The sequence below is a fragment of the Sphaerochaeta halotolerans genome, assembly GCF_003429665.1.
GTDB classification, from domain to species: Bacteria; Spirochaetota; Spirochaetia; order Sphaerochaetales; family Sphaerochaetaceae; genus Sphaerochaeta; species Sphaerochaeta halotolerans.
The window spans coordinates 31584-43686 of the sequence record NZ_QUWK01000003.1; the positions used below are offsets into that span (position 1 = coordinate 31584).

The 12103-nt window shown below is 48.0% G+C and carries 23 protein-coding genes; all 23 read left to right on the top strand.

Translation table 11 applies throughout. The features are described 5' to 3' along the window. The 23 genes from rplV to rny all read left to right on the top strand — a co-directional run bounded on the left by rplV (position 1) and on the right by rny (position 12100). A complete protein-coding gene (gene rplV / locus DYP60_RS03180) occupies positions 1-375 on the top strand; it encodes a 50S ribosomal protein L22 (RefSeq protein WP_117329437.1) in 375 nt (124 codons plus the stop codon). Next, positions 376-1083 (top strand): 30S ribosomal protein S3, encoded by a 708-nt coding sequence (gene rpsC, locus DYP60_RS03185; RefSeq protein WP_117329438.1) that lies wholly within the window; start codon positions 376-378, stop codon positions 1081-1083. It abuts the gene before it with no gap. A 6-nt stretch (positions 1084-1089) separates the two neighbouring features. Beyond that, positions 1090-1506 (top strand): 50S ribosomal protein L16, encoded by a 417-nt coding sequence (gene rplP / locus DYP60_RS03190; protein ID WP_117329439.1) that lies wholly within the window; start codon positions 1090-1092, stop codon positions 1504-1506. A 4-nt stretch (positions 1507-1510) separates the two neighbouring features. After that, positions 1511-1717 (top strand): 50S ribosomal protein L29, encoded by a 207-nt coding sequence (gene rpmC / locus DYP60_RS03195; protein ID WP_117329440.1) that lies wholly within the window; start codon positions 1511-1513, stop codon positions 1715-1717. 15 nt (positions 1718-1732) lie between these two features. Next, complete coding sequence (gene rpsQ / locus DYP60_RS03200) at positions 1733-1984, top strand: 30S ribosomal protein S17 (RefSeq protein ID WP_117329441.1); 252 nt, start codon at positions 1733-1735, stop codon at positions 1982-1984. Positions 1985-1999: 15 nt separating this feature from the next. Beyond that, positions 2000-2365: a 50S ribosomal protein L14 gene (gene rplN, locus DYP60_RS03205; protein ID WP_117329442.1), complete on the top strand. Its 366-nt coding sequence runs from the start codon at positions 2000-2002 to the stop codon at positions 2363-2365. Between the two features lie 10 nt (positions 2366-2375). Further along, on the top strand, positions 2376-2681 hold the full coding sequence (rplX, locus tag DYP60_RS03210) for a 50S ribosomal protein L24 (RefSeq protein ID WP_117329443.1): 306 nt from the start codon (positions 2376-2378) through the stop codon (positions 2679-2681). Next, the gene (gene rplE / locus DYP60_RS03215; RefSeq protein WP_117329444.1) at positions 2681-3232 is read left to right on the top strand and encodes a 50S ribosomal protein L5; all 552 of its coding nucleotides are present in this window, start codon (positions 2681-2683) and stop codon (positions 3230-3232) included. Before rplX ends, rplE begins: the two co-directional genes overlap by 1 nt. Positions 3233-3246: 14 nt before the next feature. Next, positions 3247-3432, top strand: a complete 186-nt coding sequence (locus DYP60_RS03220) for a type Z 30S ribosomal protein S14 (RefSeq protein WP_117329445.1) — start codon at positions 3247-3249, stop codon at positions 3430-3432. A 9-nt stretch (positions 3433-3441) separates the two neighbouring features. Continuing rightward, complete coding sequence (rpsH, locus tag DYP60_RS03225; protein WP_117329446.1) at positions 3442-3840, top strand: 30S ribosomal protein S8; 399 nt, start codon at positions 3442-3444, stop codon at positions 3838-3840. Positions 3841-3851: 11 nt separating this feature from the next. After that, positions 3852-4397: a 50S ribosomal protein L6 gene (gene rplF / locus DYP60_RS03230; protein ID WP_117329447.1), complete on the top strand. Its 546-nt coding sequence runs from the start codon at positions 3852-3854 to the stop codon at positions 4395-4397. Positions 4398-4413: 16 nt separating this feature from the next. Continuing rightward, positions 4414-4773 carry a 50S ribosomal protein L18 gene (gene rplR, locus DYP60_RS03235; protein ID WP_117329448.1) on the top strand — a complete coding sequence of 120 codons (360 nt, stop codon included), beginning with the start codon at positions 4414-4416 and terminating at the stop codon, positions 4771-4773. Positions 4774-4782: 9 nt separating this feature from the next. Continuing rightward, positions 4783-5295: a 30S ribosomal protein S5 gene (gene rpsE / locus DYP60_RS03240; RefSeq protein WP_117329449.1), complete on the top strand. Its 513-nt coding sequence runs from the start codon at positions 4783-4785 to the stop codon at positions 5293-5295. Between the two features lie 3 nt (positions 5296-5298). Next, positions 5299-5487 carry a 50S ribosomal protein L30 gene (gene rpmD, locus DYP60_RS03245; RefSeq protein WP_117329450.1) on the top strand — a complete coding sequence of 63 codons (189 nt, stop codon included), beginning with the start codon at positions 5299-5301 and terminating at the stop codon, positions 5485-5487. A 1-nt stretch (position 5488) separates the two neighbouring features. After that, entirely contained in the window at positions 5489-5920 is a 432-nt protein-coding gene (gene rplO, locus DYP60_RS03250) for a 50S ribosomal protein L15 (protein WP_117329451.1), read from the top strand. 14 nt (positions 5921-5934) lie between these two features. Beyond that, positions 5935-7257 (top strand): preprotein translocase subunit SecY, encoded by a 1323-nt coding sequence (gene secY / locus DYP60_RS03255; RefSeq protein WP_117329452.1) that lies wholly within the window; start codon positions 5935-5937, stop codon positions 7255-7257. Positions 7258-7272: 15 nt separating this feature from the next. Beyond that, positions 7273-7386 carry a 50S ribosomal protein L36 gene (gene rpmJ / locus DYP60_RS03260; protein ID WP_117329453.1) on the top strand — a complete coding sequence of 38 codons (114 nt, stop codon included), beginning with the start codon at positions 7273-7275 and terminating at the stop codon, positions 7384-7386. A gap of 53 nt (positions 7387-7439) precedes the next feature. After that, positions 7440-7805: a 30S ribosomal protein S13 gene (rpsM, locus tag DYP60_RS03265; protein WP_117329454.1), complete on the top strand. Its 366-nt coding sequence runs from the start codon at positions 7440-7442 to the stop codon at positions 7803-7805. A gap of 14 nt (positions 7806-7819) precedes the next feature. After that, the gene (gene rpsK / locus DYP60_RS03270) at positions 7820-8197 is read left to right on the top strand and encodes a 30S ribosomal protein S11 (protein ID WP_117329455.1); all 378 of its coding nucleotides are present in this window, start codon (positions 7820-7822) and stop codon (positions 8195-8197) included. Between the two features lie 18 nt (positions 8198-8215). Continuing rightward, entirely contained in the window at positions 8216-8857 is a 642-nt protein-coding gene (gene rpsD / locus DYP60_RS03275; protein WP_117329456.1) for a 30S ribosomal protein S4, read from the top strand. Positions 8858-8866: 9 nt separating this feature from the next. Then, the gene (locus tag DYP60_RS03280) at positions 8867-9919 is read left to right on the top strand and encodes a DNA-directed RNA polymerase subunit alpha (protein ID WP_117329457.1); all 1053 of its coding nucleotides are present in this window, start codon (positions 8867-8869) and stop codon (positions 9917-9919) included. Next, entirely contained in the window at positions 9909-10358 is a 450-nt protein-coding gene (gene rplQ / locus DYP60_RS03285; protein WP_117329458.1) for a 50S ribosomal protein L17, read from the top strand. The genes DYP60_RS03280 and rplQ overlap by 11 nt, the downstream gene beginning before the upstream one ends. 209 nt (positions 10359-10567) lie before the next feature. Beyond that, positions 10568-12100, top strand: a complete 1533-nt coding sequence (gene rny, locus DYP60_RS03290; protein ID WP_117329459.1) for a ribonuclease Y — start codon at positions 10568-10570, stop codon at positions 12098-12100. Positions 12101-12103: the final 3 nt, after the last annotated feature.

The window sequence follows — 12103 nt, forward strand, 5'->3', positions numbered from 1 at the left end:
ATGGGTAGTAAAATGGAAGATAAGAAAGGGTATTCAGCAACTGCCAAATTTTTGATGGTATCTCCTTCCAAGGTTCGCCCGGTTGCCAATCTTGTTCGGAATAAGTCGTATGTGGAAGCAGTAGCAATTCTTGAGGCTATGCCTCAGAAAGGATCTAATCTGATCCTGAAAGTTTTGCAATCCGCTTGTGCAAATGCGCTTGATCAGAACAAGAAGATCGATGAAGAGAATCTTGTGATCAAGGAGTTGCAGGTTAACGAGGGGCCAAGGCTCAAGAGAGTCTGGCCGAGATCCCATGGAAGACGGGATATTCTGCTTAAGAGGATGTCACACATTACCGTCGTCGTTGACGAAAAAGCAAGCGTGAGGAAGTAAATGGGTCAGAAAGTCAATCCTATTGGGCTCCGTCTTGGAGTCAACAAGACCTGGAAGTCCAAATGGTATGTGGACCCCAGGGAGTATGCGGACACTCTGCATGAAGATCTGAAGCTGAGAAAGGCTTTGGTTGAATGCCCTGAAGTCCAGGGTGCTGAGATTTCGGATGTTGAAATCATTCGTAAGCCCCAGCGCATCACGATCGTGATCACCACCAGCCGCCCTGGTATCATCATTGGTAGCAAGGGTGCAAATGTTGAGAAGCTTGGAGTACGTCTCCAGAAGCTTTCCGACAAGAAAGTGCAGATTAAGATCAAGGAAATCAAGAAGCCAGAGGCTGATGCCCAGCTGATCGCCTTAAACGTTGCTAGACAGCTTGTGAGTCGCGGTTCATTCCGCCGTTCAATGAAAATGGCTGTTTCCAAGGCAATGCAGAATGGTGCTCAGGGTGTTAAGATCCGGCTCTCCGGTCGTATCGGTGGTGCAGAAATTGCACGCTCGGAGTGGATGAAGGAAGGAAGAATTCCCCTTCACACGCTGCGCAGCGACATCGACTATGGATTCACTACAGCTAATACCTCCTTCGGTGTCATTGGCGTCAAGGTGTGGGTGTACAATGGTGAAATCTACGATCGTGCAGTCAAGAACGACGCTGGTGGTTTGGTGAAAAAGCCAACCAAGAGCGATGGTGTTGAGGCAAGGAGTTAGTAGGCCATGCTTAGTCCAAAGAGAATTAAACACAGAAAGAAACAGCGTGGCACCACTGATGGTGTTGCACATCGCGGGACTACTATTGCTTTCGGTGAATTCGGTTTGCTCGCACTTGAGCCGAAGTGGATCACCAATCGCCAGATTGAGGCAGCCCGTATCGCCATGACCCGTCACATTAAGCGTGGTGGTAAGGTATGGATTAGGATTTTCCCTGACATGCCCTATACCAAGAAGCCCGCTGAAACCAGACAGGGTAACGGTAAGGGGAACCCTGAAGGTTGGGTCGCTGTCGTGAAGACAGGCGCTGTGATGTTTGAAATGGGTGGCGTTCCTGAAGAGCTCGCTCGTGAGGCTTTGGAGCTTGCAGCTTCCAAGCTTCCGATCAAGACGAAGTTTGTCGCCAGAAGGGAAGTGGAGTAAGAGTATGAAAAATTCATATAAAGATTTAACCCTTGACGAGCTGGTAGCCAAGAAGGAGCAACTTCACAAGGAGTACTTCGACCTTCGTATGGGAAGAGTGCTCGGACATGTGGAGAATCCACTTGCTGTTCGTACCGTCAGGAGGAACATCGCTCGTGTGAATACCCGTATTCGTGAGTATGAACTCGGAATTCGGAACGTGGCAAAGTAAGGGAGAGCGATTCAGATGGAAGCTAATAAAAAAAGTTTTACCGGCCGGGTGGTCAGTGACAAGATGGATAAGACGATTGTCGTTGCTGTTTCCTCAAGAAGACTGCATCCCCTGTATAAGAAGTATGTGACTACCACCAAAAAGGTGAAGGCACATGATGAGAGGAACGAGGCAAAAATCGGCGACACCGTACGTGTTTTGGAATGCCGCCACATCAGCAAGGATAAGTGCTGGCGTCTCGTGCAGATCGTCGAGCGCGCTCGCTAATAGGAGAGAGACGATATGGTACAGATGCAGACCTATTTGAATGTAGCGGATAACAGTGGTGCTAAGCGTGTGCAGTGCATCAAGGTTCTTGGCGGAAGCCATCGCTATGTTGCCGGTGTTGGTGACATTATTGTTGTGGCTGTAAAGGCCGCATTGCCAAATGGCGCCATCAAGAAGGGTGACGTTATGAAGGCAGTCATTGTTCGAACGAAGAAGGAATACCGCAGACCTGACGGTACCTATATCAGGTTCGATGACAACGCTTGCGTTATCATTGATGCCAACAATAACCCGCGCGGTAAGCGTATCTTTGGACCCGTAGCTAGAGAGCTGCGTAATGGGTACATGAAGATTGTTTCTCTCGCGCCGGAAGTGTTGTAGGAGTATACACATGAAGCTTAAGAAGAACGACACCGTAATGATCATTGCTGGTAAAGACAAAGGAAAGTCCGGCAAGATTGTGAAGGTAGACCGTGAGAAAGAGAGGGTCGTTGTCCAGGGTGCCAACATGGTGAAAAAGTCCATGCGTAAGAAGAACCAACAGGATAAAGGCGGCATCGTGGAAATTGAGGCACCAATCCATGTTTCAAATGTAGCTTACGTCACCGGAAAAGGTGAAACTACAAGGATTGGATACAAGTTTGATGAAAGCGGCAAAAAAGTCCGCTATGCCAAGAAAACCGGGGAAGTAATCTAATGGAAAAGTTTATACCAAACCTTAAGAAAAAATACCTGGAAACAGTAGCTCCTGCTCTGTCCGAAGAATTTGGCTATAGCTCCAAAATGCAGATCCCCGCTCTCGAGAAGGTTGTCGTCAGTGTCGGTGTCGGCGAAGCCATTACCAATAAGAAACTCCTCGATGCTGCTGTCAAGGAGCTTGAGCAGATTACCGGTCAGCATGTATTGAAAACCAAGGCCAAAAAGTCCATCGCAAACTTCAAGGTTCGTGAAGGTTATGAGATTGGTGCCATGGTGACACTGCGTGGTGAAAACATGTGGTTCTTCCTGGAGAGGCTGATCAGCATCGCTCTTCCCCGCGTTAAGGACTTTAGAGGTGTCAAACCCAACGCTTTTGATGGGCACGGGAACTATTCACTCGGTATCACCGAGCAAATTATTTTCCCTGAGATTGACTTCGATAAGATCGAACGCGTCAGCGGTTTAAATGTCGCCATTGTAACGACCGCAAAGACCGATGAAGAAGGCTACGCCCTGCTTGCAAAGCTTGGCATGCCCTTCAGTAAATAAGGGGTAAGAGACATATGGCAAAGAAATCAATGATCGTAAAGGCCAAGAGAGAGCCTAAGTTCAGCACCAGACACGTCAATCGCTGTAGAATTTGCGGGAGACCCCGTGGCTATATGCGCCAGTTCGACATGTGCAGGATCTGTTTCCGTAAATTGGCTAGTGAAGGCCAGATTCCTGGTGTTACCAAATCCAGTTGGTAGGAGAGAAAAATGGCTGTAAGTGATCCAGTAGCTGATATGCTGACTAAGGTTAGAAATGCTAACATGGCCAAGCATGAGAAAGTAGATGTTTCTACTTCCAAGATGAAGCTTCAGATAGTGAAGATTCTAAAGAATGAAGGATATATCAAGAACTTCAAGAAGGTGACCAAGGATGGGATTTCCTATATCCGAGTTTTCCTGAAGTATGATGATAATCAGAGTCCAGTGCTCCATGGGATTCAACGCATCAGCACTCCCGGCCGTCGTGTGTACACCGGCTATCGTGGGATGCCCCGTGTGTACAATGGGCATGGCGTCGTTGTAGTATCTACTTCTTCGGGTGTCATCACCGGGAAGAAGGCTACAGAGAACAAGGTCGGTGGCGAGCTGATCTGCTCTATTTGGTAAGGTGGTAAAGAATGTCCAGAGTTGGAAAATTGCCAATCACAGTACCGCAAGGGGTCAAAGTTGCCATCAACGGTGGTTTGATTAATGTTGAAGGTCCGAAAGGAAAGCTCAGTTGCCCAACCCGCCCTGAGGTTGTAATCAACATGGAGGAGTCCACAATCAAGGTGCTTCCCAGGGATGAGTCCAAGGAAAGTAATAGTTTCCAGGGGCTCTACCGCCAGTTGGTCAACAACATGGTTATTGGAGTATCCAAGGGATTCTCCAAGACCCTCATAATTAATGGTGTTGGTTTTCGTGCAGACCTGAAGGCTAACATCTTGACCCTCAACCTCGGGTACTCTGAATTGATTGAAGTTGTACTTCCCCAGGGAATCACTGCTACCGTGGAAAACCCCAATAGGGTTACCATCAGCGGTATCGACAAGCAGCTCGTTGGGCAGACTTGTGCAGAGATTCGTTCCCTCCGAGAACCTGAGCCATATAAGGGCAAGGGGATCCGGTATGAGGACGAGGTAATTAGGCGCAAGGCTGGTAAGACAGCTTCTGCTAAGAAATAGTGGGTAGGTAGATAAGATGAATAGAGTTATCGATAAAAGAAGGAAACTTGCTCGTCGTAAGTATCATATTCGTAAGCACATCTCCGGTACCGCAAGTAAGCCGAGAATGAGCGTATTCCGCAGCAATTCCCACATGTATGTACAGGTCATCGACGATGTAGCTGGTAACACCCTTGTTGCTGCAAGCACCATGGAAAAAGAGCTCAAGGGCTTGAAGAACACGGTTGCAGATGCAGCAAAACTCGGGGAAACCATTGGTAAGAGAATGCTCGAGAAGCAGATCGACACTTGTGTGTTTGATCGCAATGGCTATCTGTTCCATGGAGTTGTCAAGAGCATCGCAGATGGCGCACGCAAAGTTGGCGTAAAGTTCTAGGGGGATACTGTGGATAGATCGAGAGATAGAGATAGAGATAAGAACGACGGGTATGTCGAGAAGCTGGTCAAGCTGAACCGTGTTGCCAAGGTTGTCAAGGGTGGTAGAAGGTTCTCCTTCTCCGCACTGGTGGTCGTTGGTGACCAGAATGGTAAGGTTGGATATGGTTTCGGTAAGGCCAATGACGTCACTGAGGCGATCAGAAAGGCTGTTGATCGTGCTAAGTCAAACATGATTGTGGTACCGATGAAGAAGACAACCATTCCTCACGAGATCTTGGGTAACTACAAGAGTGCAAGTGTGCTCCTGAAGCCTGCAAGGCCTGGTACGGGTGTTATTGCCGGTGGTGCAGTGCGCGCCATTTGTGACGTCTGTGGTATTTCTGATATCCAGGGTAAGTCACTTGGCTCCAAGAATGCAATCAATACTGTAAAGGCTGCCTTTAACGGGTTCGAGAATCTTTTCGATGCCAAAGTGGTTGCAAAGAATCGGGGTAAATCCCTGAATGAGATGTGGGGGTAAGAGATGGCTGATGCAAAGAAAATCAAGGTTACCCTTGTCAGAGGACTTGCCGGGTCGTTGCCTAAGCAGCGAAGAACGGTGAAGGCTCTCGGACTTGGCAAGATTTCCAGCTCGGTTGTACACGATGCTACTCCCGCAACGCTTGGGATGGTCCGTGTAGTAGCACACCTTGTGAAAGTCGAGGAGATGTAAGATGGGACAAATTCATGCACCGAAAGGTGCCAATAAGAAGAAGACAATCGTAGGACGTGGCGCTTCCTCGAAGGGTCGCTCCTGCGGTAGGGGTCATGACGGACAGAATTCCCGCTCCGGTGGTGGTGTTCGTCTTGGCTTTGAAGGCGGGCAGATGCCTTTGTACCGCCGTGTCGCTCGTAGAGGTTTTTCCAACAGCGTATTTAAGAAAGAGTATGCCGTTGTCTCCCTTGATGTTATTTCTGCTAACTTCGAAGATGGAGATGTTGTTACCCTCGACGCCTTGAAGGACGTTGGGTTGGTCAAGGGCTACAATACACAGGCGAAAGTTCTCTGTAACGGGGAACTTACCAAGAAGGTAGTCATTGACGGTTTGAAGGTTTCCGCTACTGCAATCGAAAAGATTACAGCTGCGGGTGGCGAGATTAAATAACAAAGAAGGGCTTTATGGCAAACTCCTTAGTTGAGATGTATAGAATTAAGGATCTCCGGAAGAAGATTTTCATTACCCTGGGCCTGCTGGTTGTCAGCAGGATTGGGGCTGTGATTCCTATCCCTGGGATTGATCCGGAAGTTCTGAAACTGTTTTTTTTATCCCAGAGTTCAAATTCAAATATTGGTCTTACCGAATATTTGAACTTCTTTTCGGGTGGTGCGTTCTCCAACTTCTCCCTGTTTATGTTGGGTGTCATGCCGTACATCAGTACACAGATTATTGTGCAGCTGTTGATGTTGGTTGTCCCTTCACTGAAGAAGCTGTCTCAGGACCCCTCCGGGCATAAGAAGATACAGCAGTACACCAGATATGGTACGATTGTAGTTTGTCTGATTCAGTCGTATGTAGTTACCATCTACGCCAATTCCATTCCCGGCGTGATGACAATGAACATCGTTCCGTTCACGTTGATAGCAATGCTTACTGTGACAGCCGGTTCGATGCTGTTGATATGGATTGGTAACAAGATCACCCATTGGGGTATCGGAAACGGTATCAGCCTGTTGATCTTCGCCGGTATTGTTGCAAGATTCCCTCAGGCTGTTTCGGTTTTGTTCCAGAATATCTCCGCGGGTGTTCTGAACCCAATCGTCGTCTTGGTGGTCTTGGTGATGTTCTTGGTGGTTGTTGCTCTCGTGGTGTATGAAGAGCAGGGCGTAAGAAAGATTCCCGTGAACTATGCCAAGCGTGTGGTAGGCCGTAAGATGTATGGTGCCCAAAGTACGTACATCCCCATCAAGGTCAACCCATCAGGTGTTATCCCGGTTATCTTTGCAAGTGCTTTGCTTTCCTTCCCGTTGCAGATTGCAACTACATTGGGACAAGAGGTGAGGTGGCTTGCTACCTTCGCTAATTGGTTGAATCCACAGGGTGCCCCCTATCTGATTATCTACGCCCTGTTGATCGTAGGGTTTGCCTTCTTCTATACCCAGGTTTCAATGAACCCGGTGGAGATGGCCAAACAGATTCGTGAGAATGGTGGTTCAGTTCCCGGCGTACGTTCCGAGAAACTAGAAGAGTACCTAACCAAGGTACTGAACCGCATTGTTCTCCCTGGCTCCCTGTTCTTGGCTTTTATCGCCTTGATTCCTACGCTGGTGCAGATGTTTTTCAACTTTCCTTCATCTGTTGCAATGCTTTTCGGTGGAACGTCACTGCTGATTCTTGTCGGTGTTGACTTGGATACCATGCGACAAATTGAAGGTGTTATGAAGATGCACCACTACGATGGTTTCAATGTCGACGGCAAGAAGAGGAAGTCGAAACACATTTAGGCTAGGAGCTAGAACATGAAAGTAAGAGCAAGTGTCAAACCGATTTGTGACAAGTGCAAAGTAGTCAGACGGAATGGGGTGGTCCGCATTATTTGTGAGAACCCCAAGCACAAGCAGAGACAGAAATAAACAGGGTCCGGCGCAAGCCTTCCACTCTATTAGAGAAATTCAGGAGGCCATGAATGGCGAGAATTGCAGGTGTAGATTTGCCGAACAAGGCAGTAAAAATAGCCTTGACCTATATTTATGGGATTGGTAGGTGTTCGGCGGTTGAGATTTGTGAAAAAACAAAAATTGATCCCGATACAAGTATTAACACCCTTTCCAGTGATGACCTCGCAGTATTGCGTAAGGTTATTGAGGAAGAGTACAAAGTAGAGGGACGTCTGAGAACAGAGGTCGCTCTGAACATTAAGCGCCTTATGGACATTGGTTGCTATCGTGGCCTTCGTCATCGTAAGGGTCTTCCCGTTAACGGACAGAGGACGAAAACCAATGCCCGTACTCGCAAGGGTAAGAAGAAGACCGTTGCGTCCAAGAAGAAATAAGGAGCAGATAGCACATGGCTACTATTAAACGTAAAGTCAAGAAAACGGTATATGAAGGCAATGTCTATATCCAGGCGACCTTCAACAATACCATTGTTACCGTTACCGACCTAAACGGGAATGCGGTATCCTGGGCGAGCGCCGGTGGACTTGGTTTCCGTGGTGCTAAGAAGTCCACTCCCTATGCAGCCCAGGTTACTGCCGAGAAGGCTGCCAAGGCTGCCATGGACAGTGGATTGCAGGAAGTGAACGTATTTGTGAAGGGACCCGGTGTTGGACGTGAAAGCGCCATCAGGACGTTGGGTGTGCTCGGGCTAAAGGTCCGATCCATTCGTGATGTCACCCCTATCCCACACAATGGATGCAGACCTCGCAAGAGTAGAAGAGTCTGATGAGGAGAGAGCAGATACATGGCTAGATATACTGGACCTAAGTGCAGATATTGTAGAGCAGAGAGGACCAAGTTGTTCCTCAAGGGTGATCGATGCCACGGCGGTAAATGCCCGCTTAATGACATCAAGTCCACTGGGCTTCCTGGTAAGGATCCCCGTGCGCGTTCCAAGAAGCCGACCGACTACGGTCTGCAGTTGCGCGAGAAACAGAAACTGAAAAGAACCTATTGTATGCTTGAAAAGCAGTTCAAGCTTACATTTAATGAAGCAACTAGAATTCCCGGCAAAACTGGTGAAAACTTGATTATGCTTCTTGAACAGAGGCTTGATAATGTGGTGTTTAGACTCCACTTTGCTTCAAGCCGCAGCCAGGCTGCACAGCTGGTTAATCACGGACATGTTTTCGTGAATGGCAAGCGTGTTTCCATTCCTTCTTACCGCCTTCGCCCAGGTGATGAGGTTTCCCTAGGCAAGAGTGGTCAGAAGATGTTGATTATTAAAGAAAACCTCAAGGAATACACCAAGAGTGGCGTATGCCAGTGGCTGAACCTAGATGTAGATGCCATGAAAGGCACTTTCATCGCAGTTCCGAGAAGAAGTGAAGTCACCGAGCTCGAAAAGATAAACGAGCAGCTGGTTGTCGAGTTGTATTCCAGATAAGGAGTAACCATGGCACGCAAAAACCTTCTGAAGGGCTTTAAGAAGCCCAAGGGGATAACCTTCGAACATAGCGCAGTTGAGCCGAACTATGGGAAATTCATCGCTTATCCATTTGAGAGAGGCTTTGGCACCACTATCGGTAACACGCTTAGGAGGGTGCTCCTCTCATCGATCCAGGGGTATGCCGTCACTGCCGTAAAGTTCACCAGCTTCAATGAAGATGGTGTTCCCCACTTGATCTCCAGTGAGTATGAGCAACTTCCTGGTGTTCGCGAAGATATCGCGGATATCATAGCTGCACTGAAAAAACTGCAGATCAAGATGCCTGATGATTCGGAGGGAACAAACCTCCTTATCGAGTGCAAGGGTCCCGGCATTGTCACCGGCGCAAACTTCGAGCGTGACCAGGTTGAGATCACCAACAAGGATCTGATAATCTTCACGATGATGGATGATGCCAACATCGAGATGGAAGTCCAGATAGACCTTGGTAGGGGCTATGTCCCGTCTGAAATCAACGAGAAGTATGTGGAAGAGATTGGGACTATCCCCATTGATGCCAGCTTCTCACCGGTTACCCGCGTAAAGTATTCGATTGAACCCACCCGTGTCGGCTATCGTAGTGATTACGACAAACTCACACTGGAAATCTACACTGATGGTACGATTGTTCCTCAGAATGCACTGGCAGAGGCCGCTAAGATTGCGAAGGATTACTTCCAGATCTTCATTAACTTCGATGAAACGTTGATCAACAACAATGACGAAGTAGATGAGGAAGAGGAACGCGTCCGCAAGATTCTCAACACTTCCGTTGAGGAGCTTGAACTGACGGTGCGCTCCAGCAACTGTCTGAAGAACGCAAATATCCGCACCATCGGCGATCTTACCAAGAAGACTGAGGAAGAGATTGCAAAGACGAGGAACTTTGGCAAGAAGAGCCTCCAAGAAATTAAGGAAAAACTGAAGGAATGGAATCTCAGCCTTGGGATGACCGACTACAGTGTCCTGAAAACTGCAATCAAAGTACCTGGGAACAAGGAAGAAGAGAATGAAGCATAAGATTGGATTCAATGCGCTTAGTAGAAGCTCTGCTCACCGCAAGGCTTTGAAGCGCAACATGGTGACCAGTCTGTTCAGATATGAGCGGATTGAGACCACCAAGGCAAAGGCTCTGGAAGTACGCAGAATGGCAGAGAAAATGATTACCCGTGCAAAAGTCGACAGTGTGGCCAATCGCCGCCAGATCGCACGGGATATCTATGATGAAGCTATTGTTGCAAAGCTCTTCACAGAGATCGCTCCCTTGTTTGTCGAGCGAAAGGGCGGGTATACCCGTATCCTGAAGACCGGCAATCGTCTCGGAGACGCTGCCGAGATGGTTATCCTCGAGCTGGTGGAGAAAACTTCAAAACCCGCGAAGAAGGCCGATAAGAAGACTGAAAAAAAGGCCTCAAAACCAGCCAAGAAGGCTGAGAAGAAGGACAAAGAGGAGAAATAAGCCTCTATTGGGTCTCTTCACCTGTTTTATATACCCATATGGGTAAGACCGCTGTTTCAACGACAGCGGTTTTGTTTTGCTTCAGGAAACAGTATTTCTTGACGAACTGTTGTATAACTTGTACTGTAAGACAAGATAACAGATAGGTTTAGCCTTGACAATTCTGATGGTCATACGTATTATTGTACCATTATAATAGGGGGTGGTATATGAACAATATACTTTTGATCCTCCTAAGTTGTTTTATTGGTATCATCTTTGGTTGGTTAGGCCGTTGGCTGTATGCGAAATTTAAGCTTACCTCCGTTGAACAGAAAGCTATTAGGTTGAATGAGGAAGCTATAAAGGAAGCGGAAGCGAAAAGCAAAGAGCTTTTGCTTGAGACTCGGGATCAGTTGTTGAAAGAACAACAACAGCAGGAACGAGAGGCTAGAGAAAGACGGATTGAACTGCAACGTTCTGAGAGACGACTCACGCAAAAAGAGGAGAATCTTGAGCATAAGCAGGCAGAATTGGATGCTATCAAAAAGCAATTGGGAGATTGGGAAGGAAACCTTTCCAAGAAAGAACAAGAGATTGCCGAGAAAGAAGGCAGCTTGATTACTGAACTTGAACGTATCGCTGGGCTCTCCGCTGATGAGGCTAAGAACATCATTATGGAGACCATGTACAACGATGCGAGGAGAGATGCACAGCTCATGATCAATAAGATTGAGCAAGAGGCTCAGCTCTCCGCTGACAAAAAAGCAAGGGATATCGTCGTTACCTCGATTCAAAGGTTGGCAACTGAGGTAGTCAGTGATGCGACGGTCAGTTCGGTGAATCTTCCCAGTGATGAGATGAAAGGAAGGATAATTGGTCGTGAAGGCAGGAATATCCGTACTCTGGAGACACTCACTGGTGTAGACGTAATCATCGACGATACACCTGAGGCTGTAGTCATATCCTGTTTTGACCCAGTTCGGAAGGAGATTGCCCGTGTTGCCCTTGAGAGGCTGGTCCAGGATGGAAGAATCCACCCCGCTCGAATCGAAGAAGTCGTGAACAAGGTATCGAAGGAAGTAGGAAGAATCATTGCAGATGAAGGGGAGAAAGTCATCTTCGATCTAGGGGTACACAATGTAAGTCCCGAGATGATTCGTGCGCTTGGCCGGCTGTACTTTAGGACCAGTTATGGTCAGAACGTGTTGAATCACTCCAAAGAAGTGGCCATTCTCTCTGGTATGATCGCCAGTGAGGTCGGTGCAAACAGTGAGATGGCGATCCGTGCCGGACTCCTGCATGACATTGGAAAGGGTACTGAGACGGAGAGTGATGCAAACCACGCTGAGATGGGTGCAGAAATGGCAAAACGGCTTGGAGAAGACCCCAAGATTGTGAATGCCATCCTTGCCCACCACAACGATACGGAACCGCAGACCTTGGAAGCGGTAATTGTACAGATAGCGGATGCCATCAGTGCAGCGCGGCCAGGAGCAAGACGGGAAACACTTGATAATTACATCAAGCGTCTTGAATCGCTGGAACACATTGCTGAGAGCTTTGAAGGGGTGGATAAGGCATATGCCATCCAAGCCGGTAGAGAGCTCAGAATTCTGGTAAATAACGACCAGGTGAACGATGATGGGGCCAAGGAGATTGCAAAAGGCATCGCCAGCCGCATCGAAGCTGAACTGAGGTATCCGGGCAGAATCAAGGTGACCATCATCCGAGAGATGCGGGTCGTCGAGTACGCTAGGTAGGTT